The organism is Planomonospora corallina, assembly GCF_042650625.1.
GTDB lineage: Bacteria > Actinomycetota > Actinomycetes > Streptosporangiales > Streptosporangiaceae > Planomonospora_B > Planomonospora_B corallina.
Map to the genome: position 1 here is coordinate 84,312 of NZ_JBHSBM010000005.1, position 23,669 is coordinate 107,980.

Annotated in this window: 19 protein-coding genes; 11 read left to right on the top strand and 8 right to left on the bottom strand. The window is 74.4% G+C overall.

Annotated elements, in window-relative coordinates:
• Positions 1-209 precede the first annotated feature (209 nt).
• Entirely contained in the window at positions 210-881 is a 672-nt protein-coding gene (locus ACFOWE_RS01085; protein WP_377284827.1) for a hypothetical protein, read from the top strand.
• Positions 882-1,391: 510 nt separating this feature from the next.
• Here ACFOWE_RS01085 and ACFOWE_RS01090 read toward each other — a convergent pair.
• A complete protein-coding gene (locus ACFOWE_RS01090; protein WP_377284828.1) occupies positions 1,392-2,651 on the bottom strand; it encodes a pectate lyase in 1,260 nt (419 codons plus the stop codon).
• 586 nt (positions 2,652-3,237) lie between these two features.
• Between ACFOWE_RS01090 and ACFOWE_RS01095 the strand changes: the two genes are divergently transcribed.
• Positions 3,238-4,665 carry a carboxylesterase/lipase family protein gene (locus ACFOWE_RS01095; protein ID WP_377284829.1) on the top strand — a complete coding sequence of 476 codons (1,428 nt, stop codon included), beginning with the start codon at positions 3,238-3,240 and terminating at the stop codon, positions 4,663-4,665.
• Positions 4,666-5,571: 906 nt separating this feature from the next.
• Here ACFOWE_RS01095 and ACFOWE_RS01100 read toward each other — a convergent pair.
• The gene (locus tag ACFOWE_RS01100; protein WP_377284830.1) at positions 5,572-6,114 is read right to left on the bottom strand and encodes a hypothetical protein; all 543 of its coding nucleotides are present in this window, start codon (positions 6,112-6,114) and stop codon (positions 5,572-5,574) included.
• 153 nt (positions 6,115-6,267) lie between these two features.
• Between ACFOWE_RS01100 and ACFOWE_RS01105 the strand changes: the two genes are divergently transcribed.
• Positions 6,268-7,242 carry an aldo/keto reductase gene (locus ACFOWE_RS01105; protein WP_377284831.1) on the top strand — a complete coding sequence of 325 codons (975 nt, stop codon included), beginning with the start codon at positions 6,268-6,270 and terminating at the stop codon, positions 7,240-7,242.
• A 32-nt stretch (positions 7,243-7,274) separates the two neighbouring features.
• Here ACFOWE_RS01105 and ACFOWE_RS01110 read toward each other — a convergent pair whose 3' ends face one another.
• Both ACFOWE_RS01110 and ACFOWE_RS01115 read right to left on the bottom strand, forming a co-directional pair.
• A complete protein-coding gene (locus ACFOWE_RS01110) occupies positions 7,275-7,745 on the bottom strand; it encodes a hypothetical protein (RefSeq protein ID WP_377284832.1) in 471 nt (156 codons plus the stop codon).
• A 311-nt stretch (positions 7,746-8,056) separates the two neighbouring features.
• On the bottom strand, positions 8,057-8,944 hold the full coding sequence (locus ACFOWE_RS01115) for a DUF5995 family protein (RefSeq protein WP_377284833.1): 888 nt from the start codon (positions 8,942-8,944) through the stop codon (positions 8,057-8,059).
• Between the two features lie 130 nt (positions 8,945-9,074).
• Here ACFOWE_RS01115 and ACFOWE_RS01120 point away from each other — a divergent pair, with 130 nt between their 5' ends.
• On the top strand, positions 9,075-10,190 hold the full coding sequence (locus ACFOWE_RS01120; RefSeq protein ID WP_377284834.1) for a class I SAM-dependent methyltransferase: 1,116 nt from the start codon (positions 9,075-9,077) through the stop codon (positions 10,188-10,190).
• A gap of 25 nt (positions 10,191-10,215) precedes the next feature.
• Here the strand turns inward: ACFOWE_RS01120 and ACFOWE_RS01125 are convergent, their stop codons facing one another.
• Positions 10,216-10,866 (bottom strand): hypothetical protein, encoded by a 651-nt coding sequence (locus tag ACFOWE_RS01125; protein WP_377284835.1) that lies wholly within the window; start codon positions 10,864-10,866, stop codon positions 10,216-10,218.
• Positions 10,867-11,074: 208 nt separating this feature from the next.
• On the opposite strand from ACFOWE_RS01125, the gene ACFOWE_RS01130 reads away from it, so the two are divergent.
• From ACFOWE_RS01130 to ACFOWE_RS01150, 5 genes are all read left to right on the top strand, one after another.
• Complete coding sequence (locus ACFOWE_RS01130) at positions 11,075-13,417, top strand: MMPL family transporter (protein ID WP_377284836.1); 2,343 nt, start codon at positions 11,075-11,077, stop codon at positions 13,415-13,417.
• Between the two features lie 17 nt (positions 13,418-13,434).
• The gene (polX, locus tag ACFOWE_RS01135; protein ID WP_377284837.1) at positions 13,435-15,123 is read left to right on the top strand and encodes a DNA polymerase/3'-5' exonuclease PolX; all 1,689 of its coding nucleotides are present in this window, start codon (positions 13,435-13,437) and stop codon (positions 15,121-15,123) included.
• 70 nt (positions 15,124-15,193) lie between these two features.
• Positions 15,194-16,300, top strand: coding sequence for a sulfite oxidase (locus ACFOWE_RS01140; protein ID WP_377284838.1), 1,107 nt, complete (start codon positions 15,194-15,196; stop codon positions 16,298-16,300).
• A gap of 278 nt (positions 16,301-16,578) precedes the next feature.
• On the top strand, positions 16,579-18,099 hold the full coding sequence (locus tag ACFOWE_RS01145; protein WP_377284839.1) for a WS/DGAT/MGAT family O-acyltransferase: 1,521 nt from the start codon (positions 16,579-16,581) through the stop codon (positions 18,097-18,099).
• Positions 18,096-18,317, top strand: a complete 222-nt coding sequence (locus ACFOWE_RS01150) for a hypothetical protein (protein ID WP_377284840.1) — start codon at positions 18,096-18,098, stop codon at positions 18,315-18,317. Before ACFOWE_RS01145 ends, ACFOWE_RS01150 begins: the two co-directional genes overlap by 4 nt.
• Positions 18,318-18,403: 86 nt before the next feature.
• Here ACFOWE_RS01150 and ACFOWE_RS01155 read toward each other — a convergent pair whose 3' ends face one another.
• Both ACFOWE_RS01155 and ACFOWE_RS01160 read right to left on the bottom strand, forming a co-directional pair.
• The gene (locus ACFOWE_RS01155; protein WP_377284841.1) at positions 18,404-19,006 is read right to left on the bottom strand and encodes a TetR/AcrR family transcriptional regulator; all 603 of its coding nucleotides are present in this window, start codon (positions 19,004-19,006) and stop codon (positions 18,404-18,406) included.
• Between the two features lie 112 nt (positions 19,007-19,118).
• A complete protein-coding gene (locus tag ACFOWE_RS01160) occupies positions 19,119-20,174 on the bottom strand; it encodes an alpha/beta hydrolase (protein WP_377284842.1) in 1,056 nt (351 codons plus the stop codon).
• A gap of 109 nt (positions 20,175-20,283) precedes the next feature.
• Between ACFOWE_RS01160 and ACFOWE_RS01165 the strand changes: the two genes are divergently transcribed.
• The gene (locus tag ACFOWE_RS01165) at positions 20,284-21,207 is read left to right on the top strand and encodes an aldo/keto reductase (protein ID WP_377284843.1); all 924 of its coding nucleotides are present in this window, start codon (positions 20,284-20,286) and stop codon (positions 21,205-21,207) included.
• Positions 21,208-21,263: 56 nt separating this feature from the next.
• On the opposite strand, the gene ACFOWE_RS01170 is transcribed toward ACFOWE_RS01165, so the two are convergent.
• Positions 21,264-22,115, bottom strand: a complete 852-nt coding sequence (locus ACFOWE_RS01170) for an ABC transporter substrate-binding protein (RefSeq protein ID WP_377284844.1) — start codon at positions 22,113-22,115, stop codon at positions 21,264-21,266.
• Between the two features lie 129 nt (positions 22,116-22,244).
• Here ACFOWE_RS01170 and ACFOWE_RS01175 point away from each other — a divergent pair.
• Positions 22,245-23,669: methyl-accepting chemotaxis protein (locus ACFOWE_RS01175; protein ID WP_377284845.1), on the top strand; the 1,425-nt coding region annotated here is incomplete at its 3' end.

Here is a 23,669-nt window from a genome sequence, read left to right on the forward strand (position 1 = left end):
ACCAAAACTGAATTTCGTTCGGAGCCTATCGTGCGGCGGGAGAGCTCCGGACGGCTCCCGCCACCGGGCCCCCTCCCCCTGCCCCTCATCCGGCGGACCACGCGCCCGAACGCCGGCCCGCGCGCCCGGACCGCGCGGCGGACCCCGTTGTCCTCGTCGGTGACCCGGCGTACGTTCCGGTTACCCACCGCCGATGGCAGGGAGACACCATGGCCGATCTCGTTCCTCCCCAGCTCGTCGTCAACAGCAGAATGATCTACTTCGGCTGGCTGCCGGCCGACCCCGACGCCGTCGCGGCCCTGGTACCCGACGGGCTGAAGCCGCTGGCCAACCGGCAGGTCTTCATGAACCAGTACGTCGTCGACCGGCCCGAGCAGACCTCAGGCTTCGGCGCGTACTCACTGACCTACATCGGACCGGATCTGGAGGACGCCTACGCGCCCGACGGTGTCACCCCCGGCCGCTGGTGGACGCACTACTTCAACTCCAGCGCGGTGGTGCGCGCGTACGCCGCGGCCCGGGGGGTGCCCGCCACCGAGGGCCGGACCGTGATCGAGGTCGAGGACGGCGTGCTCGTCGCGACGACCGAGGCCGACGGCGTGCCGGTGATCCGGACGACCGCACGGGTCGGCGAGGCCGGCACGGCGGTCAGCCGCGGGCAGCTGCGCTACATCACGGAGGTGGACGGGCGGCGGATCAGCGGGGTCTACCCGTTCGTGGCGGAGCCGGTCGACCCGTTCGAGGTCCTGTCGCTGGAGTTCCTGGAGCCCGGCCACCCCGTCTACGCGCTGCGGCCCGCAGATCCGCTGCAGATCGTATGGGGCTTCTACTCGCCGCGGTCGTCCTTCACCTATCCCGGTGGCGAGTCGGTCATGGACTGAACCGCCGCCTGGCCCGGCCGGCGCCGGCCGGGCGGCACCGGCGGGGACATCGCCGCCCGGTCCTCCGGATCGGAGCGCGGGGCGGCCGGGCCTCCGGTTTCCCCGGCCGTCCGCGGGTAGCGGGGCCGTATGCGCATCGGAAACACAGAGGTCAGGTTCGCCGGTGGCTGGGCGGGATGCCTAACCATGATCATCATCTCGGTCCTGCTCTCGATCCTGCTGACGGTCCTGCTCAACCTCCTCCTGTGAGACCGTCCGCCCACCGCGCCGGACCGCGTACGGATCACCCGCGCCCGTCATGATCGGCACCTTACGCGATCGGCACGCCGCGCCGGGCGCCGCGCCGGGAACGGACCGGGTCCCCGACGCGGTGATCAGGGACCCGGAGACGGACCGGGCCGGGTCCCGTACGGGACCCGGCCCTGCGCCGGACAGGCGTGCCGGGCGGGCGGCGGCCCGCCCGGCACGGGGAGGACGGCGGGGACGACGGCCCACCCGTTCCCGGAGGCTCTACCGGCGGGTGATGTCGGATTCGGAGTACCGGCAGTGCGTGCCGTCGGGGCCCTCACCAATCTTGCTGGGCTCGCTGCCCTTCGGCACGCCCTTGTACCGCTCGCAGATGGTGGTGTCGCCGTACACGGTGATCCGGCTGAAGCGCGCGGTGTCGCCCCAGTTGGAGTTGATCCCGGCCAGCACCTTGGTGGAGCGGGCGGTGACGCCGTCCATCACGACGTGGCGCTGGTGGGAGGTGGAGCAGTTGCCGCAGGCCCGGTACAGCTTGCCGGCGTTGTGCACCTGGAAGTTGCGGATGGTCAGCGTGCCGGCGCCGTTGTGCTGGAAGACCTTGTCGGAGGCGGACTTGGCGCCGCCGCCGTCCACCAGGTAGGTCGCCGAGGAGCTGGAGCCGCGGAAGGTGGCGGCGTCCTCGCCGACGTCGTTCCACCAGACGTTGCGGATGGTGCAGGACCCCTCGCAGTGGATGCCGTCACCGGCCGGGGCGTCGATGATGACGTTCTGGATCGTGCCGCCGTCGGCCACGACGAACATCGGGTCCTGGCTCTCGCTCTGGCCGCCGTCGCCGATGCCGTAGTAGCGCTTCATGCCGCCGTCGAAGAACGAGCCCACGTCGCGGGTCTCCGTCTGGTGCACGCTGCCGGTGGCCGAGGGCCACGAGCCGCTGCCGTCACCGCCGCCGCTGGTGGGCGTCACGGTCGGCGTGGGGTCCGGGTCGGGGTCGGGTGTGCCGCCCCCGGAGGCCGGCCGCAGTGTCCACTGCTTGGTGGCCGCCGAGTCGCAGGAGTTCTGCTGGAGCACGGCGCCGGAGGAGGTGGAGTTGTCCTTGACGTTGAGGCACTTGCCGCCGTTGGCGTTGACCACCCGGTAGGTGGAACCGGACGCGGTCAGCTGCCAGGTCTGCGAGGCCGCCGAGGTGCAGGACTCCTGCTGGACCGGCTTGCCGGCGCTGGTGGAGGCACCGCGGACGCCGAGGCACTTGCCGCTGTGCGCCGCCTTGATCTGGTAGCCGCTCCCCGAGGAGGTGAGCGTGAAGACCTGCCCGGCGGAGCCGGAGCAGGCGGACTGCACGAGTTGCACCCCGTCGCCGGTGCTCTGCCCGGGCACGGAGGCGCACAGGCCGCTGGCCGCGTTGACCAGCGTGTAGTTACCGCTGGACGGGGCCGCCGAGGCGGCCGTGGCGAGCACGGTCACCAGCCCGCTGCCCGTCACGAGAGCGGCGGTCAGCACGACCGCCAGCCTTCTGTCTTTACGCACGGTGAACTCCATTCGGTTGAAGGGGGTGTGACGCTCGATCGCAGGCGAAGCGCGTCAGGAGGTGGTTCCTCCGGCGCCCGCCCGGCGACGACGGCCTCCGCCGCGCCGACGGACGGGTCCGGGGAACACGCAGGGGATGGATGGAGGCCGCCCCGTATCCGGAGCCGGCGAGGCAGGGGCCTGCGTGGGCCTGTGCCGGATCGCCGGAGCGCACCGGGCCCGTCCCGGCCGCCGCGACCGGCGCCGGCCTGCTCCTTGCCGTTCCGCTCAAGGCGAGCCCCTCTCGGCGAGAACCGACGAGTACGCGGAAACTTTCGGGAAAGCGTTTTCCAAAAGCGAGGCCAGTAAACCACAAGGGGTCGGTGCGCCAAAGGGATCCCAGGCGCCGCCCGGGTCGCCGGATCGCCGTCCGGCCAGCTCAAGAGGTGTTCCGGGAGCCCGCCCGAACCTCGGCGCCCCCTGAAAGTTTCATTCCCGGCCACCGGAGGATCTTGGAAGCGGACCGTCCCGCATCCGCCGGTCCGCGCTGCCGGGATCCGCCGCGCGGCGGACGCCTCCCGTCCGTCCCGCCCGATAGCGTCCGCGCATGATCGACATTGTGGTGAAGACCCGCCGAGGCCTGGTCCGGGGACTCGTCCAGGACGGCATCGTCTCCTTCAAGGGCATTCCGTTCGCCGCAGCCCCGGCGGGGGCGCTGCGCTTCCGGCCGCCCGCGCCGCCGCCCTCCTGGGAGGGGGTGCGCGACGCCGTCGCGTTCGGCACGCCGCCGCCCCAGTTGCCGCCCGCGCCGGGCGTGCCGCCGGTCTGGCGGGCGAGCGACGGGCTGGGCCCCCTGACGCTGAACGTCTGGACCCCCGACCCCGGCGCCGCGGGGCTGCCGGTCATGGTGTGGATCCACGGCGGCATGTGGAAGGCGGGCTCGGCCGCGATGCCGCAGTACGACGGCGCCGCGCTGGCCCGCTCGGGGGTCGTGGTGGTGACCGCCGACTACCGGGTGGGCTTCGAGGGCTTCGGCCATCTGCCCGGCGTCCCGGACAACCGGGGCCTGCTCGACCAGCTCGCGGCGCTGGAGTGGGTGCGGCACGAGATCGCGGCCTTCGGCGGCGCCCCCGGCGACGTGACCGTCTTCGGCCAGTCCGCGGGGGCGGCCTCGGCCGTGCTGCTCCTGGCCGCGCCGGCCGCCCGCGGCCTGTTCCGGCGGGTGATCGCGCAGAGCGTGCCGGCCGGGTACCTCAGCGCCGCGGAGGCGGCGCGGGTCACCGGGAGGCTCGCCGCCGCGACCGGGGCGCCCGCCACCTGGGAGGGGTTCGCCAACCTGCCGCCCGAGGCGATCCTCGCCGTCCAGGACACGCCGGCGGCCGAGGCGGGCCACGGCGCGTTCGGCCCGGTCGTCGACGGCGAGCTGGTCACCGGCCCGCCGTGGGAGGCGCTCCGCGCGGGCGCGGGCCGGGACACGGAGCTGGTCTGCGGGTTCACCCACGAGGAGTACCGGGGGATCGCCCCCGGCGGCCCGCCCCCGGGCGTCACGCCGGAGGTCGCGGCCGAGGCGCTGGGACTCGGCGCCGGCGCGGCCGACGCCTACCGCGGCGCCCACCCCGGCGCCGACGACACCGAGCTGTTCACCGCGATGATGTCGGACGCCCTGGTCCGGATGCCCGCCACCTGGACGGCCGAGGCGCACGCGGCGGCGGGCGGCCGGACCTGGCTGTACGACTTCGCCTGGCGGGGACCCGTGCTCGGCGCCGGGCACGGCGTGGACGTGCCCTTCACCTTCGGCAACGGCGACGGCCGGTTCGCGGCCCGGTTCCTGGGCTCTCCGCCGCACCCGGACTTCGCCGCCCTGTCGGAGCGGATCCGCACGGCCTGGGCCTCCTTCGCCGCCACCGGCGACCCGGGCTGGCCCCGTTTCGACCTCGCCCGCCGCCTGACCCGGATCTGGGACACCGTCCCCTCCGACGCCCCCTATCCCCTGGAGGAGTCCCGCCGCGTCTGGGAGCGGGCGGTACCGCGCTGACCGGCGGGAGCCTCCCGGGGCACCCCCGGCAGATCACCCCGTGAGAACACCGGCCGGTCACTCCACCGATGGCATGATCGCCATGCCGGCCGCAGCGGCCGGCACGGACCTCATCCACCGGATCCACCGAATCCCCGAGGGTCGCCGCATGAGCCCGTCGAGGCCGCGCACCGCGCTGTTCCTGGCCGTCTCCGCCCTTGTGCTCTCCGGCTGCGGTGAGCCGGCCCCCGGCTCTCACCGGGACGGCGGACCGGCGGCGGCGCAGACCTCCGACGATCCTGGCCTGGGGGCCGACGCCGTCGACGTCTCCGTGTTCCGGACGGGGCACGGAGACGTCGACCTCAAAGGATCCCCCGAGGAACTGGTCAGAGCCCGCGCTCAAGCGGCGATCACTGTGGGCACGGTGGCGGGTTTCGACCAGAGACGCGACATCTACGCCACGGCGGACGATCCGTATCCCGAAAAGCGCGTCGTGATGCACGTGAAGGTGGAGGAGTCCATAAAGGACGGCGGCCTCGTCCTGGACGGCCGCGTGTACGTCGACCTGGATCAGGGAGGGGTCCGTCACGACGGGACCCCCCGCACGTCCCTCGAGGATTTCCGCCGGGCCGTTCCCACGGGCACGAGGGTCATGCTGTTCCTGTTCGAGGACCGGCGCGCGGCGTTCCGGATCGACGGAGAGCGGAACGGCCTGCCCGACGGCGCCCGGCTGGCGGTCCCCGATCCGCAGGGTCTCGTCTTCGAGGCCGGTGGCCGCCTGGTCGGAGGGCTGGAGGACCTCGGCCCCGGATGGCGGCGGCTCGGCGGCATCGACGCCGTCGCCGTACAGGTCCACGAAGCCGTGCCGAGGAGCCGGCCTCCGCCGCGGACTTCCGCCTGTTGGGCCGCGTACGGTCCCCGGACGCGTCAGAGCCCGAAGACCACCAGGAGGGTGAGGCCGATGCTCAGCGCCACGAAGGGGAGCGTCCTGGGGTTGCGGGCCGCCTCCCGCCGGGAGGAGATCACCAGTGCCGCGCCCACGGCCAGGGCCGCCAGCAGATGCAGGCCGTACCAGACGGGGATGGGCACTCTGCCCAGGACGGTCCCGGAGAGCAGGTCGTCGACGGCTCCGTAGCCGGCGAGCCCGCCGAGCACGATCAGCCCCAGCACCGCGAACGCGTACCGGAACCGGCCGAGCAGCGCCCACACCGCGGTCCCCACACCGAGCAGGACCGATGCGCTGTGGTGCAGCCGCCGCAGGAACAGCCCTCCGCGCACCTCGAAACCGAGGTCCAGGACCGAGTGGTAGGCGGCGCTCATCGGGACGCCCCGCAGCGGCTCGTAGGAGCCGGTGTACGGCACGACCCCGCCGCTGGGCGTGTAGAAGAACGCCAGGAAGCCGCCGCTGAGCAGGACGATCACGAAACAGCCGATCAGCATCTCGCCCAGCAGCTGCCTCGCCCGGTCCATCGGCACATTCCACCACAGAGATCGCCCCGGCCTTCCGGCCCGGTGTGCTCCGCCGCCCGGGCGCCCGGCACGGCGGAGCCCCGGAGGTCACCCGCACCGGCGTGACGGGACGGCCGTACGCTGGGACGGTCACCAAGATCGGGAGGATTCGCGATGGAGTACGTGCGTCTGGGAACGACCGGCCTGAAGGTCTCACGGGTGTGCCTGGGCATGATGAGCTACGGCGACCCCGCCAGGTGGGGCGAGTGGGTGCTGGACGAGGGCGCCGCCGAGCCGATCGTGCGCCGGGCCGTCGAGGCCGGGGTGACGTTCTTCGACACCGCCGACGTCTACTCGCAGGGCGCCAGCGAGGAGGTCACCGGCCGGCTGCTGGCCCGGCTGTTCCCGCGCCGCGAGGACTACGTGCTGGCCACCAAGGTCTACTTCCCCGTGGGCGGGGGCCCCAACGACCGCGGCCTGTCCCGCAAGCACGTCCACGCCGCCATCGACGCCTCCCTGCGCCGCCTGGGCACCGACCACGTGGACCTGTACCAGATCCACCGCTGGGACGACGAGACCCCGATCGAGGAGACCATGCAGGCCCTGCACGAGGTCGTGCAGGCGGGCAAGGCCCGCTACCTCGGCGCCTCCAGCATGGCCGCCTGGCAGTTCGCCAAGGCCCAGCACACCGCCGGACTCCACGGCTGGACGAAGTTCGTCTCGATGCAGCCGCACTACAACCTCCTCTACCGGGAGGAGGAGCGGGAGATGCTCCCGCTCTGCGCCGACCAGGGTGTGGGCGTCATCCCGTGGAGCCCCCTGGCCCGCGGCCTGATCGCCCGCGCGGGTTCCGGGGGGAGCACCGTCCGTGCCGGGAGCGACCCCCGCATCGACGCCCTCTACACCGACGAGGAGAACGACCGGCGGATCCTGGAGCGGGTCGCCCAGGTCGCCGCCGAGCGCGGGGTGCCCGCGGCGCAGGTGGGGCTGGCCTGGCTGCTCCACCAGCCCCAGGTGACCGCCCCGATCGTCGGCGCGACCAAGGACCGGCACGTCGACGACGCCGTCGCCGCGGTGGACCTGGCCCTCACGGACAAGGAACTCGCCTTCCTCGCCGAGCCGTACCGGCCTCGGCCCGTCGCCCTCTGACCGGCCCCCACGACCCCGCGGCCCGCGACCGGTCACCGACCCGGCCGCGGGGCCGGTCGCCGGGCCGGTCGCCGGAGCCTCCGGCCGCCGGCCCTGGAGACCCCGGCGCCCCTCGGGGCTCCTCCTGCCCCCGTCAGGCGGGCGGCACCTCGTCGAAGGCGGCGATCTCCCAGGAGAAGCCCGCGACGAGCCGTCCGCCGGGGTGCCAGGCCAGCGCGGAGACCGGCCAGCGGAAGTGCCGGGGGCGCGGTCTGCTCGCCGGTGCGCAGGTCCCAGGTCCGCAGCGTGCGGTCCTGCCCGCAGGTCACCGCCACCGGGCGCCCACCGACGTGGGCGGTCGCCACACCGAGCACCGGCCCGTCGCCGGCCAGGTCCCACGCGACGACGTCCCGGTGGTCGGCGGCCAGGACGAGCGTCCCGGTGATCGCCACAGAGAGCGGGGGGAGGATGCCGGCGCGCGCCTCGCGCAGCAGGCGTGCCGTGCGCAGGTCCCAGACCCGCACGGAGTCGTCGTCGGAGGCGAGGTCGCCGTCGGCGTCCGCGTCGACCGCTCCCCCGGATTCGTTGTCCTCCGGCCCGCGGACATGGAGGTTCCACTGCAGCCCGTCGGCCGTCCGCCTCCGATCCGAGCCCGGGGCCGGCGGGCTTCTGCTTGCGGGCGGCGTCGATCCGCCGTATCCAGCGCCGGACGTCGGGGTCCTCCGTGGCCGGGCCGCGTAGCCGGGAGCCGGGGCGGCCGGGTGCCCGGGATCCGCCGGCGCGGTTCGGACGGCGACGGTGCGGCGCGGTTCGGACGGCGACGGTGCGGCGCGGTTCAGGCGGCGACGGTGCGGAGGACGCGGCGGGCCAGGGCGGCCGGGACGGGCGGGACGGGCGGGAGGACGCGGGCCAGGCGGCGGGTGAGGCCCACGGTGAGCCCCACGGTGAGGTCCACGGCGAGGTCCACGGCGAGGTCCACGGCGGGGGCCACCACGGGCGGCCCGGTGATGAACAGGGCCACGACCCGGGAGTTGAGCTCCAGCCGGTCGACGACGGCCTGCCGGGAGGCCGCGTCCGGGGCGTTCAGCAGGTCCAGGGTGTTGCGCCAGACCAGTTCGCGCCACTGGAGGACCATCGCCAGCGCCTGCGTGCGGGCCGGCCAGCCCGTGACGCCGGTGAACACCGGGGCGACCGGGCAGCCGTAGCGCTCGGCGAGCAGGCTCATCACCCGGGGCGCGGCGTCCTTCAGGACGTGGTTGACCGCGTCGTAGTCCCGTTTGAGCGTGCGCAGGAGCGCGGGGTCGCGGCGGGGGGCGAGCTCCGCCACGACCTCGGCGGTGCCGAGGGCGAGGTCGAAGTTGACGTGGGCGCTGATGCCGAGCCCCGCGTGCTGGATGGCGGCCACGCCGGAGCGGCCCACCTGGCCGTAGGCGGCGGACCAGGCGGCGCAGTCCTGCGGCAGTCCGGACAGCGACCAGGAGAGCGTCTCCAGGTAGCGGCGGGCGAAGCGGCCGGCCAGCCGGGAGATGAACTCCGGCTCCGTGAAGAGACCGGAGGCCATGCCGTCGACCACCCCTTCGGTGATCACCGCGTAGACGTCGGGGAAGATCGCCCGGGCGTCGCCCTCGGCGCGCAGCGCGTCCGACACCGTGCGCAGGGCGGTCAGGACCTCGCCGGGGTCGCCCGGCGCCAGGCCGCCGACGAGTTCGATCGAAACGGTCATATCGAAATCCTTTCCCTGGAACGTTCCCGCTCCCGCGTCGTAGTACGCGCCGCACGTGGGGAGAAAACCGTGGTGGGCCCGTGTCACGGGCATGCCTCCGCCACGACCGTCGGCCGGAAAGGACCCGATCATGTCTCATATCGACACCACCTCCGCGAACCGGCGGGCGGAGGGCGCGTGGCCGGACCCCGCCTCCCTCACCGTCGACTCCGGGCGGCTGGACGGGCTGCTGCAGCGGGCGATCACCGACGCCGGGGCGACGACCTCGGCGGGCCTCATCGTGCTGGGCCTGAAGCTCGGCCTCTACGAGGCGCTGGCCCGCGGTCCGCTGACGAGCGCCGAGCTGGCCGGGCGGACCGGCACGGCCGAGCGCTACGTGCGGGAGTGGGCCCGCGCCCAGGCCGCCGGCGGCTATCTCACCTACGACCCGGACGGCGACCGGTACGGCCTGGCGCCGGAGCACGCGCTGGCGTTCAACCCGCGGGGGCCGCTGAACCTCGGGGCGATGTTCCGCCTCACCGTGCGGGCGCTGAGCGGGCTCGACCGGCTGGAGGCGGCCATGCGCAGCGGGGAGGGCATCGGCTGGCACGAGCAGGACGAGGAGCTCGTGGCGGGGGTCGCCGACTTCTTCCGCAGCGGGTACGCCGCGCATCTGGTGAGCGAGTGGATCCCGGCCCTCGACGGGGTGCACGAGCGGCTCACCGGTGGCGCCCGGGTGGCCGACGTCGGCTGCGGGTACGGGGTCACCACGATCCTGATGGCCCAGGCCTACCCGGCCTCCGAGTTCCAGGGCTTCGACTACCACGACGCCTCGATCGAGCGGGCGCGCGAGGCGGCCGAGGCGGCGGGCGTCTCCGAACGGGCGCGGTTCACGGTCCGCGCGGCGAGCGAGATCCCGGCGGGCGGCTACGACCTGGTCTGCACCTTCGACGCCCTGCACGACTACGGCGACCCGGTGGGCGCGGCCCGGCGCGTGCGTGAAGCGCTGGGCGAGGGCGGGACCTGGTTGCTGGTGGAGCCGGCCGCCGGGGACCGGGTCCAGGACAACTTCCACCCGATAGGGCGCATGTACTACGCGGCCTCGACCTACCTGTGCGTGCCCAACGCCATCTCGCAGGGCGGCGAGGCGCTGGGCGCGCAGGCGGGCGAGCCGGTGCTGCACCGGGTGCTGGAGGAGGCGGGCTTCTCCGACGTGCGCCTGGTCGCCTCCACCCCGGTCAACCACGTGTACCAGGTGCGGCGCTGAGGGGCCGCCCGCCGGGGCGCGGGCCTCAGGAGACGGTCAGGCGGCCGCTGCCCTCGATGGCGGAGATCCCGCTGACGGTGCAGGAGGTGAGGCTGGTGGTGGGGGTGGCGCGGCCCTCGACGCGGCGTCCCTTCAGCGGGCCGGAGGACACCCTGCCGACCAGCAGGGCGTCGGCGGGGTTGGTCCCGGACAGCTCGCGGGACTCCGAGCGGATCCTGGAGGTGCCCGCGGCGCGGCCCTGGGTGTCGTACCAGGTGATGGCGGCCCGGCTGCGCAGGCCGGAGACGCCGGTGCAGCTGGCCTGCCCCGTCCCCCGCACGGCCAGGCGGCCGCTCCTGATGCGGGGGTGGGAGCCGTCGGGAGAGGTGCAGGAGCTCAGCCGGAGCGTGCCCTTGGCGGTGACGTTCGCGGGCAGCAGGCCGATCGCCGGGGTGAAGGTGACCGGCCGTCCCGGCTCGGTGGCCACGTTGCAGACGAGTTTGGCCGGGGCGGCCGGAGCCGGTGCGGCCGAGGCCGGGGCGGCGGTGCGGGCCGCCGCGGAGGCGGCGGGGACCGCCGCGGTGAGCAGGACGGCGAGGGCGGCGAGCGGGCCGAGCAGCAGCGGGCGCGGGGTGCGGGCTCCTCCGGGATGCCCGCCGGGACGGCTGCGGCCGGCGGTCCGGGATGGGACGGTCATGGGTTCCCCCTGGCGATTTCGGTGACGCACAGTAGTTTTATGGAGACCATCTGTAGCATGCGGTGGTGATCCCCGGAGGCGATCCGCGGGTTCGCCCCGGATACCGGGTCTCCCGATCGGCCCGGACGGCGTCGTGCGGAACGGCGCGGACCGGCTCCCTGTCAGCGCTCCCGGCCGGACGGCCGGGGCCCCACGCTGGAGACGATCGATGACGCTGCCGGCCGAACGCCTCGGCACCGGGTCCGCCCCGTCCCGTCCGCCGGAGCCGCCCGCCGGGCCCGCGGGACGGGTGGGGGCGTGGGCGGCGCGGCACCACCGGCCGGTGATCGGGGTGTGGCTGGTGGCCGTGGCGGTCTCGCTCGCGCTGCTGCCGGGGATGGTCCGGGCACTGGAGACCCCGTCCCTTCAGGTGGAGGGCTCCCCGTCGGCCAGGGCCGCCGCGCTGCTGGAGCAGGGGTTCCCCGGCACGGGCACGGAGCAGGTGGTCGCGGCGTTCACCTCCGCGACCCCGGATGACCTGCGGGCCGACGACCCGGCGTACCTGCGCGCGGTCGGTACGGCGCTGCGGGCGCTGGCCGGGCGGCCGGGGGTCGGCACGGTCCAGGTCCTGCCGCTGGTGGCCGGGCAGGATCCGCGCAACCTGTACGCGCTGGTCGGGCTGGCCGGGGACGAGACCCTCCGGCAGCGGCGCCTGGCGGACCAGCGCGCCGTCCTGCGCCAGGCCGTGGAGCGGGCCTCCGGCGGCGCGGTCGGCGTCTCCCTGGTCGGGATGACGCCGCTGTTCACCGAGGTGAAGGACGTGGACCTGGCCGATCTGCGGGCCGCCGAGGCGATGGCCGCCCCGCTGGCCCTGCTGGTGCTCACGGTGGGGCTCGGGTCGCTGGGGGCGGCGCTGGTCCCGCTGGCCGTCGCCGGGGCCGCGGTCGCGGTCACAGCCGGCGCGCTGGCCGTGGCGGGGTTCGGTCCGGGATCCGGGCCGGACACGCTGATGCTGACGGTCGCCTGCTCCGTCGCGCTGGGGCTGGGGCTGGACTACGCGCTGCTGGTCACCTCGCGCTACCGGCAGGCGCGCGGGCGGGGTCTCGGCCGGTTCCCGGCGGCCGACGCGGCCGCCTCCACCGCGGGGACGACGGTGTGCTGGTGCGCGGTGGCGGTCGGCCTGGCCGCGTGCGCCCTGCTGGCCGTACGGGTCGAGCCGGTCCGGTCGCTGGCCGGGCCCGCCGTGGTGGCGGCGGTGGTGGCGCCGGCCGCGGCGCTGACGCTGCTGCCGGCCCTGCTGGCCGGGTGCGACCGCTTCCTGGGGTTCGGCGCCCTGCCCTGGCGCCGGGCGCACCAGGCGCACCAGGAGGACGGGGCCGGCGGGGACGGGTGGGCGCGCTGGGCGCGGCATCTGATGCGCCGTCCCTGGCCGTACCTGGCCGGCGCGACCGCGCTCCTGCTGCTGGCCGCCGCCCCGCTGCCGGGCGTCCGGCTGGGCATGGACGTCGACCGGACGTCCATCGCGGGCACCGACGCGGGCCGCGGCCTGGCGCGGATGGAGGCCGACGGGGTGGCCGGGCTGACGGCGGTGCTGCTCCCCCACCCGCCGGGAGCCCTCCCCGTGGACACCTCCGCGCTGGAGGAGGCGCTGCGCGAGGACCCGCGGGTGTCGCTGACCGTGCCCGTCGACAACGGCCGCGATCTGACGGTCGTCATGGTGCTGAGCGACCAGGCCCCCGACCGGGCGGGCGCGGCGGCGCTCAACGAGCGCATCACGCGGGAGCTGGCCCCGGAGCTGCTGCCCGCCGGGCAGCGGGTGCTGGCCGGCGGGCCCGCCGCGATGATGGCCGACCTGGGCGCGGCGAGCACGGACCGGCTCTGGCACGTGGCCGCGCTGGTGCTGTCCGGCTCGCTGCTGTTCCTGCTGGCGGCCTTCCGCAGCCTGCTGCTCCCGGTCAAGGCGGTGCTGCTGAACCTGCTGACGGTTGCGGCGGCCTTCGGGCTGACGGTCTGGGTGTTCGGCGGGCCGTCCCGGACGGTCTCGGCGGTGCTGCCGGTGGCCCTGCTCACGCTGGTGTTCGGCCTGTCGATGGACTACGAGGTGTTCGTGGTGCGCCGCATCGCCGAGTACCGCCGCGCGGGCGCCGGCGAGACCGAGGCGGTCGCGCTGGGGCTGCGGCACAGCGCCCGCACCGTCACCCTGGCCGCCGCGGTCATGGTCGTCACCTTCGCCGGGCTGGCGACCGCCCACCGGCTGGAGATCCGGCAGCTCGGTTTCGCCGTCGCGGCGGCGATCACCATCGACGCCGTGCTCGTCCGCCTGGTCATGGTCCCGGCGCTGATGCGGCTGCTGGGGCGGGGCAACTGGTGGCTGCCCGCCCCGCTGGCGCGGTTCCTGCCGCCGGCCGTACCCGGCCCGTCGTCGTCCCCGGCGCCGGCCGTACCCGCGCCGCCGTCGCCCCCGCCCGCCGTACCCGGCCCGTTGCCGTCCCCGGCGCCGGGCCCGCCGCGGCCGCCGTCGCCGCCCGCCGTGCCCGGCGCGGTCCCGGGGGCCCGGAAACCGTCGGGGTGATCTCCTAGGGTGGGCGCATGGCACGAGCGAATGACGATGTGGCCGCCGCCCTGGAGGAGTACGCCGAGCTGTTCGCGATGACGGGCGGCGACGCGTTCCGGGTCCGCAGCTACCAGAAGGCGGCCAAGGCGATCGCGGGATTCCCGGAGGACATCGCGGCCGTGGCCGTGCGGAGCGTGCCGGGGGTGGGCGAGGCGATCGCCAAGAAGGTCGAGGAGTATCTCGAGCGGGGCGGTTTCCGGCAGCTCGACGAGTTGCGGACCAGGGTTCCCGAGGGGGTGCGGCGGCTGACCCGGGTGCCCTCGCTCGGGCCGAAGAAGGCGGTCTTCCTCTATCAGGAGCTGGGCGTCGACTCGCCGGAGGCACTGGCCGAGGCGATCCGGGCGGGACGCCTCAAGGGGGTGAAGGGCTTCGGCCCCAAGACGGAGGAGAACCTCCTGCGCGGCGTCGAGCAGCTGGCGCGGACCAGCGTCCGGGTGCACCTGGGCGTGGCGGCGGACCTGGCCGAGCGGGTCGTCGCCTCGCTGGCGGGCGGGGCCGAGCGCATCGCCTACGCCGGTTCGGTGCGCCGGATGCGGGACACCGCGGGCGACGTCGACGTGCTGGCGGTGGCCCCGCCTGAGCTGATGGACGTCTTCAAGGCCCAGCCGTACGTGGCGGAGGTCATCGCCTCGGGCGAGAAGAAGACCTCGGTCCGCACCCACCAGGGCGTGCAGGTGGACCTGCGGCTGATCCCGGCGGAGTCGTGGGGCGCGGGGCTGCTCTACTTCACGGGCTCGCAGCCGCACAACGTGCGGTTGCGCGAGATGGCGGTGAAGCGGGGGTGGAAGCTCTCCGAGTACGGCCTCTTCGAGGGCGAGAGGGTGATCGCGGCGGCCGAGGAGGAGGACGTCTACCGCGCGCTCGGCATGGAGTGGGTCCCGCCCACGCTGCGCGAGGACGGCGGGGAGATCCAGGCCGCGCTGGAGGGCGCGCTGCCGGAGCTGGTCACCCTGGACGATCTGAAGGGCGACCTGCACACCCACACCGACCTGACCGACGGCATCGCCCCGCTGGAGGAGATGGTCGCCGCCGCCCGCGCGCGCGGCCACTCCTACTACGCGGTCACCGACCACGCCCCGGACCTGGCGATGCACCGGATGACCCTGGACAAGGCACTGGAGCAGCGCGAGCGGATCCGGGAGCTGCAGGGTAGATATCCGGACATGCGGCTGCTGCACGGCACCGAGCTCAACATCGGCCCGGACGGCTCGGTCGACTGGCCGGCCGAGGTCCTGGCGGGCTTCGACGTGTGCGTGGCGAGCGTGCACTCCCATTTCACCCAGTCCCGCGAGGAGATGACGCGGCGGTTCGTCGCGGCCTGCGAGAACCCTCACGTGCACGTCATCGGGCATCCCACGACCCGGCTGATCGGCAGGCGGGAGCCGGTGGACGCCGACTGGGACGCGGTCTTCCGCGCCGCCGCCCGCACCGGCACGGCGATGGAGATCGACTCCTTCCCGGACCGCTCCGACCTCCCCGACCACCTGGTACGGCTGGCCCGCCACCACGGAGTGGTCTTCTCCATCGACAGCGACGCGCACGCGGTGCCACATCTGGGGAACCAGCGGTTCGGCGTCGGGATCGCGCAGCGGGCGTGGCTGACCGCGGAGGATGTGATCAACGCCTGGCCGCTGGAGCGGCTCCTGGCATTCCTGGGCCGCTGAGGTTCCGTGGACCTCCCCCGCCAAATTGCATACTATCCCAGTAGGGAATGGTCGTAATAAGGAGGGGTCCATGCCGCACGAGGGACCGGACGCGCCCGCCATCGTCAAGCCTCTGCCGCCGGAGCTGTTCGCGGTGCACGGCTCCTGCGCCGAGACGCGCTGGGAGGCGCTGCGCGACGCGGGCTACCACGTGCCCGCCGAGCGCTTCTTCGTGCGCAACCACACCCGCACCCCGATCGTCGACGCGGCCTCCTGGCGGCTGGAGCTGCACGGCTCGGGGCTGCGCAACCCGCGGAGCTTCGGCTACGAGGAGCTGCTCGCGCTGCCCGCCGTCACCCGCGACGTGCTGATCGAGTGCGCGGGCAACGGCCGGCGGTTCTTCACCGACCAGCAGCACCAGGAGGTGACCGGCACGCCGTGGCGGCTCGGCGCCGCCGGGGTGGCCCGCTGGCGCGGGGTGCCGCTGGCCGCGGTGCTGGACCTGGCCGGGATCACCCCTCAGGCCGTCGACGTGATGCCGCGCGGCCTCGACCCCGCCTACGTGGCCGACGGGGTCGACCACGGCCGGGTGCGGCGCCCGCTCCCGGTCGCCAAGGCGCTCGACGACGTCATCCTGGCCTACGAGATGAACGGCGAGCCGCTCCCGCCCGACCACGGCCACCCGGTCCGGCTGGTCGTGCCGTCGTGGATCGGGCTGGCCTCGGTCAAGTGGGTGGGCGACATCGAGGTCTCCGCCGAGCCGCTCTCCTCACCGTGGACCACGGAGTTCTACCGGATGTACGGCGGGCAGCACCCGCCGCAGGGCGGTCCCCCGCTGACCGTCACGGGGATCAAGAGCGCCTTCGAGCTGCCCTGGGAGGCCCCGCTGGCCGCCGGGCGCACCCACGTGCTGCACGGCAGGTCCTGGTCGGGGCGGGGCCGGATCACCTCGGTCGAGGTGAGCACCGACGCCGGCGCCACCTGGCACCCCGCCTGCCTGCACGGCGGCCCGCACCTCGCCGGCGCCTGGACCCGCTGGCACGTCGCCTGGAGCCCCCGCGGGACCGGCCCGCAGGTCCTGCTCGCCCGGGCCGCCGACGAGACCGGCGCGACCCAGCCACTGGAAAGCCCTTACAACGAATTGGGCTATCTCTTTGATGCGGTTGTGCGCCATCCGGTAAGGGTCATAAACGTCTAGCGGCACCGCCAGCCGCACGGAAAGGTAATCTCAACGGGTCCGGAGGTCGTCTCCCCCGCATGACCATGGCATGCGCTGATCAGGCACGACACGTTACCGAAATCGACGTTCGCGATTGCCGATTTCATCTGAAAGACTCCTACAGTCGCTCCACGGAAACGCAGACGAAACGAACCGGGGTGATGATGGCAGAGTCCGTTGCGGATTCCGTTGCAACGTCCGTCCGAAATCCAGCTCCGCCCGGCCGTGACCATTCCTTCCGCCGAGAGGCTCAGACGATGCGCCAGCTGACCCCGCTCGACGCGCAGTTCCTGCACGCCGAGTCGGCCACCACCGCCGTCCACGTGGCCGGCGTCGCCGTCCTGGACCCCTCCGGCGCCCCCGACGGCCGGATCACCCGGGAGTCCCTCATCGGCCTCCTGCGCGAGCGCATCCACCTGGCGCCCGCGCTCAGGCTGCGCCTGGTGAGCGTGCCCTTCGGCCTGGACCACCCGTACTGGACGGAGGACCCCGCCTTCGACGTCGCCCGCCACGTGCACGAGACGACCCTGCCGATGCCGGGCGACGAGTCCCAGCTCGCCGAGGCGGTCGCCCGGCTCCACGAGCGGCGGCTGGACCGCCGCCACCCGCTCTGGGAGATGCACCTGATCCAGGGCCTGACCGGCGGCCGGGCCGCCCTCTACGCCAAGGTCCACCACTGCGCCATCGACGGGGTGTCGGGCGCGGAGACCCTGGCCGCGCTGCTGGACCTCACCCCCGAGCCCCGCACGGTCGAGCCGCCGCAGGAGGAGGCGCGGACCACCGCGCCGGGGCTCGTGACGATGCTCGCCGGGGCCGTCACCCGGTCGGCGACCCACCCGCTGCGGGCGTTGCGCTCCCTCGGCCGCGCCGTGGCCGACCTCGACGCGATCCCGGTCGCCGCCACCCTGCCCGGGGCGCGCCTGCTCGCCGCCACGACCCGGGTGATCCGGGGCGAGACGAAGACCCTGCCGGCGCTGCCCTCGCTGGCGGCTCCGCGCACCCCGTTCAACGGCCCGATCAGCGCGGGGCGGCGCTTCTCCTACGGGTCCGTCCCCCTGGCCGACATCAGGCGGGTGGCCAGGACCTTCGGGATGAGCGTCAACGACGTGGTCATGGCCCTGTGCTCCTCGGCACTGCGCTCGTGGCTGAAGGAGCGCGGCGCGCTCCCGGACCGGCCGCTGATCGCCGCGGTCCCCGTCTCGGTCCGCACGCGCGACCGGGCCGGAGTCACCGTCGGCAACCAGATCTCGGCCATGGTCGCCCCGATGCCGACCGACGTCGCCGACCCGCTGGAGCGGCTGCGGACCGCCGGCGCGGTGATGCGCACCGCCAAGCGCCGCTTCGCCGGCTCCCCCTCGGCCTGGCCGAGCGAGCTGACCTCGATGGTGCCCGCGCCGGTGACCGCGCTGGCCACCCCCGCGCTCTTCCGGCTGGCCGCGCTGGGCGCGCCGCCGGTCAACCTGATCGTCTCCAACGTGCCCGGGCCGCAGTTCCCGCTCTACCTGTGCGGGGCCCGGCTGCTCGGCTACTACCCGATGTCGGTGCTCAGCGACGCGACCGGCGGGCTCAGCATCACCTGTTTCTCCTACGACGGCTCGCTCGACTTCGGCCTCGTCGCCTGCCCGGAGCGGGTGGAGGACGTCTGGCGGCTGATGGGGCACCTCCAGGAGGCCATGGACGAGCTGCTGGAGCTGGCCGGCCCGGCTCCGGCGCCCGCTCCGGCGGCCCGGCCGGAGCGCGCCGCGACCGGGGGACCGGTGGAGCCGAGCCCGGTATGACCGGAAGGGGCCGGACGCGCCGGAGTCTCCGGCGCGGGTCCCGTCCCGGGGAGGTCGCCGGCGAGGCCAGCAAGGGCTACGGCCGCTGGATCGAGGGTCCCCTGGAGCTGGGCATGCTCGGCGGGGCCAAGCGCATGGGAAGACAGCGCTGGACCATCGACGCCTTCCGCTGCACCAGGTGCTCGCACCTGGAGCTGTTCGTACGCCCGTCCGGGTGACCCGCCGGGCCGGCCGGTGACGCCCGGCGCTTCACGCGGCCACGGCCGTCCGGCCGGGTGCCGCACGCCGTACGGGGGAACGGCCTTCAGCCCAGGGCGAGGGCGATCAGCTCGGCGACCGCGTCCGGGTCGATGTGGTGGCCGGTGAGCTGGCAGAGGTTCTCCTGATGGAGCAGGACGGCGGCGAAGGTGACGGCCGCGACCTCCAGCCGGGCGGCGTCGCCGCGCGCGCCGGGCAGGGCCAGCTCCAGCGCGAACCGCGCCCGGCGGACGATCTCGCCGTTGAGGTGGCCGAGCCGGGCCCGGACCGAGCCGTGCGTGTCGGCCTCGCGGAACAGGATGCGCCGCATGGCCGGGGAGGCGATGATCGGCAGGCGGCGGGCCAGCCGGGACAGGGCGCCCGCCGCGTCCCCCGGCACGGCCTCCACCTCCGGGGACTCCACCACGAGCGTGCGCTCGTCGACCAGCGCGACCAGCACGTCGATCTTCTTCGGGAAGTAGTGGAAGACGAGCCCCTTGGGCACGCCGGCCAGCCGGGCGATCTGGGCCGTGGGGGTCGCCTCGTAGCCGTGGCGCGCGAACAGCTCCTCGGCGGCGTCCAGGATGCGGGCGCGCGCGCCTGCGTCCGCGGTGCCGTCCGTGCCGTCGCCGCGCCGTCCTCTCCTGGTGCGCTGACGGAGGCTTCCCACGGTCCGACGATAACCTCACCGCCGGAACGAATTCCATGCCGCCGGGGCGACAGGACCGTACGGCCGGTCCGGGCCGCGCGGCGTGACCGCCCGGGCCGCGGCGCCGTACCGCTCAGCCGCCGGCGCCGATCTCGGACAGGAGCAGGGGCAGCGCCCGGCGCAGCTCCTTGTTCCAGTAGGTCATGTTGTGCTTGCCCCGGTAGAAGTGGGTCTCGACCGGGATGCCGAGCTCCTTCAGCCGGCCGGCGAAGGCGGTGCCCGCCTTGTGCGCCAGCTCCTCGGTGACGTCGCCGAACAGCTCCCCCTGCCCCGGGCGCCCGTCGCCCGAGGCCACGTAGAGGCGGACCCCGCGCAGCCTGCCGGCCTGGTGGTAGGGGTCGTGCTCCTCCCAGACCTCCCGGTCGGCGCGCGGATCACCCCAGATGCGCTTCCAGTCGGTGCCGGGGCAACCGGCGGTGGTGCCGATCATGACGGCGATGTCCACGCCGGGCAGCAGCGTGTGCACGGCGCCGCTGAAGGAGGCGGCGGCCTTGAAGCGCCCGGTGGCGGCGTAGAGCATCGCCCCCTGCCCGCCCATCGAGTAGCCGGCGATCGCCCGCTCGCCGCCGGCCGCGTACCGGCTCTCCAGCAGGGGCAGCAGCTCCTTCAGGTGGTGGGTGGCCCAGCGGGGCGGGCCGCCCTGTCCGCCGTTGTGCCAGTCGGAGTAGCTGCCGCACCTGCCGCCGTCGGGCATCACGACGATCACCGGGGCGTCCGCGGTCAGCTTCCCGACGTCCGACCTCGACCAGCCCCTGTGGTCGTCCAGGCCGCCGTGGAGCAGCCAGAGGGTCGGCCAGGTCCGGCCCGCCGCGGGGGACCAGCCCTCCGGCAGCAGCAGCCGTACCGTGGTGACGTCGGCCAGGGCCGCCGAGCGCAGGGTCAGGTCCAGCGTGCGCCCGTCGATCCGCCGCTCCCGGAGCACCTCGACCCCCTCGGGCGGCTCCGGCCTCCCGGAGTCCCGCGGCCCCTCGGTGGCGGGAGCGGTCGGGGCGGCGGCGCCGCCCGGCTCGGCGACGGGGGCGCGCTGATGGGTGATCAGCGCGATCGCCGCGGCCACCACCAGGACGAAGAGCCCGGTCAGGACCACGGCTCCGACCAGGAGTGCGCGCAACCGCGAACCCGGTGCCATGTCAGCCGCCTCCGCCCGCCCGTCCGTCCGACGCGGCACATGCTAACGCCGGGGCCGTCAGCGGGAATGCTCCGGAAGTGAGCGATCGGCGGGCAATAGAGTGGCGGTCATGAGCTTTTCTGAGCTGAACCTCTTCCCGCTCTGCCTGGGAGGCAACGTCTTCGGCTGGACGGCCGACCAGGACGCCTCGTTCGCGGTCCTGGACGCCTACGCCGAGGCGGGCGGGAACTTCATCGACACCGCGGACTCCTACTCCGAGTGGATCCCCGGCCACGCCGGCGGCGAGTCGGAGACGATCATCGGCGAGTGGATGGCCGCCCGGGGCAACCGCGACCGGATGGTGGTGGCGACCAAGGTCGGTTCCCTGTCCACGCGCAGGGGCCTGTCCGCGGCGAACATCCGCGCGGCGGTCGAGGACTCGCTGCGGCGGCTGCGGACCGACTACATCGACCTGTACTGGGCGCACATCGACGACCGCGAGACCCCGCTGGAGGAGACGCTGACGGCGTTCGACCGGCTGGTCCGCGAGGGCAAGGTGCGCAACATCGGCGCCTCGAACTACGACGCCGAGCGGCTCACCGAGGCGCTGGAGATCTCCGACCGCGACGGCCTGGCCCGCTACGGCGTGCTCCAGCAGCACTACAACCTGATGGAGCGCGGCTACGAGGGCGCGCTGCGCGACGCGGTGGTCGAGGGCTGCCTGACCAGCACGCCGTACTTCGGGCTGGCCCGGGGCTTCCTGACCGGCAAGTACCGTCCCGGGGCCGAGGTGGACAGCCCGCGCGCGCCCAAGGCGTCGGAGTACCTCGCGACCGAGCGCGGCCCGCGGGTGCTGGACGCGCTGGACACGGTGGCCGCCGCCCACGGCGTCGTCCCCGCCACGGTCGCGCTCGCCTGGCTGGCCGCCCAGCCGACCGTGGCCGCGCCGATCGCCAGCGCCCGCGACGTGGAGCAGCTCAGGCCGCTGCTCGCGGTCGCCGACGTGAAGCTGACCGAGGAGGACCTCGCGCTGCTGGACGAGGCCTCCCGGTAGGGCCAGGCCTCCCGGTGGGGGCGCCAGGCGGTTTAGCGGTCCGACGGCGGCGCAGGTCATGCGCCGCCGTTGATCGCGCCTGTCTTGAGGGAGCCCTCGGTGATCTCCCACTTGTCCAGCAGCCTGTCGTAGGTGCCGTCGTCGAACAGCTCGTACAGGGCGAGCTGGACGGCCCGGCGCAGGTCGCCGCGGTCCTTGGCGACCGCGATGCCGTAAGGCGCGGCCTCGATCTGCGGCCCGGAGACGCGCAGGGAGGAGTGCTCCCGGACCGCGACGGCGGCCGGCGGGAAGTCCTCGAGATAGGCGTCGGCCCTGCCGGCGAGCACGGCGGCCTTGGAGTCCGCCAGGGCGGGCACGGTGATGACCGTCATCTTCCCGCCCGCGGGGCAGCGCCTGTTCTGCGCCTGGGCGAGATCGACGTAGATGGTGGCCTGCGGGACGGCGACCCTCCGGCCGCACAGGGCCGTGATGCCCTCGCCGTCCAGCTTGCTGCGCGCCACGACGACGGAGCCGACGTTGAGGTAGTCGACGAAGTCGATGCGCTTCTGCCGCTCGGCAGTGTCGGTGATGGAGGCCATGGCCGCGTCCAGCCGGCCGGACTCGACCTGGTCCAGCAGCTCGCTCCAGGAGGTCTGGCGCAGTTCCAGCTCCAGGCCGAGCTTCGCGGCGACCGCGGTGGCCAGGTCGACGTCGAATCCGGCCGGTTCGCCGCCGTCCATGAACTCCATCGGCGCGTAGGAGATGTCCGAGCCGACGACCAGGACGCCCGCCCGGCGGAGATCGTCGGGCACGTGGGCGCCGGCGGCGGAGGTCCGCGCGCCGGAGCCGCCCGCGGTCTCGGGCGCGGCGGCGCAGCCGGTCAGGAGGAGGCCCGCGGCGGCGGCCGCGATCCAGGTGGTGATCCGCATGAGGCGTTCCCGGGATGCTCGTGGGGCTGTGGGTCCTGTCCGGAGGATCGGCAGTGACCGGGCTCACTTAAGTACTCAGCTTCGCCGTCTTCCGGTCGAACCAGGGGGAAAGCGACTGGAGAGGCAGTGATGAAGCTCACCATCCGGCATCAGATCCTGGCCCTGGCGGCGGCCGGTTTCCTTCTCGTCGGCGCGGCCGGCCTGATCGGCTACCGGGGCATCTCCCAGCTGGAGGAGGCCCAGGTGGAAGCGCGCGCCGCCGCGACCGCGCTGGAGGCCGTCGGGGCGGCCGACACCGCCCGGGTGGCCTTCCGCGCGGACGTGCTGAACGCGATGACCACCCGTGACGGCGCCGAACGGCAGCAGGCTCTCGACCTGCTCGGCGGTCACGTGCACGCGCTGCGCGCCGGCTTCGCCCGGGTCGGTGAGGTCCGGCCGGAGCTGGCGCCCCAGGTGCGGGAGCTGGAGGGCACCGCCCAGGAGATGATCGCCACCGGGCAGCGGGTGGTCACCCTGGCCAGCCGGGTGGTCAGCGACCCCGGGCAGACCGGCGCCGCCGAGGCCCGCCCCGGCTTCGAGAGCCACTACCGGAAGTTCGACGAGGCCCTGCCCCGGCTGGAGCAGCGCATCGCCGCGCAGGCCGGCGAGACCTCGGCCAGGGCGCAGGAGGTCGCCTCCGACGCCAAGGCCCTCACCCTGGTCACCGCCGGACTGGCCGCGGCGCTGCTGGGCGGCGCCGCCGTACTGCTGGCCCGCCGGGTCTCGCGCCGCATCGGCTCCTACGTGTCGGTCATGGAGTCCCTCGCCGCCAAGGACCTGACCGTCTCCATCGACACCTCCCACCACGACGAACTGGGCGACATGGCCCGGGCGCTGGAGCAGACCGTGACCGTGCTGCGCGACGCGCTCACCGTGATCGGCCGGCACTGCGCGACCCTGGCGCGGTCCTCGCGCGAGCTGAGCGCGGTCTCCGGGGAGATGGACGCCGCCGCGACCGGCACCGCCGCCCGCTCCGGCCAGGTCGCCGCGACCGCCGTGCAGGTCTCGGCCCACGTGCAGACCATCGCGGCGGCCGGAGAGGAGATGAGCGCCTCCATCGCCGAGATCGCCGGCGGCATCAGCCAGGCCGCCCAGGTGGCCGACCGCGGTGTGGCGGCCGTGCGGGCCGCCGGGGACACCGTGGCCAAGCTGGGCGCCTCCTCGGCGGAGATCGGCTCCGTGATCAAGACGATCACCTCCATCGCCGAGCAGACCAACCTGCTCGCCCTGAACGCGACCATCGAGGCGGCCCGCGCGGGAGACGCCGGGAAGGGGTTCGCCGTGGTGGCCGGCGAGGTCAAGGACCTGGCGCAGGAGACGGCCAGGGCCACCGAGGACATCGCCCGCCGAATCGAGGCGATCCAGGCCGACACCGGCGCGGCCGTCGCGGCCATCAGCGGCATCAGCGGGGTCATCGCGGCCGTCAGCGAGCACTCCACCGCCATCGCCGCCGCGGTCGAGGAGCAGAGCGCCACCTCGGGGGAGATGAGCCGCAACATCTCCCAGGCGGCCGCC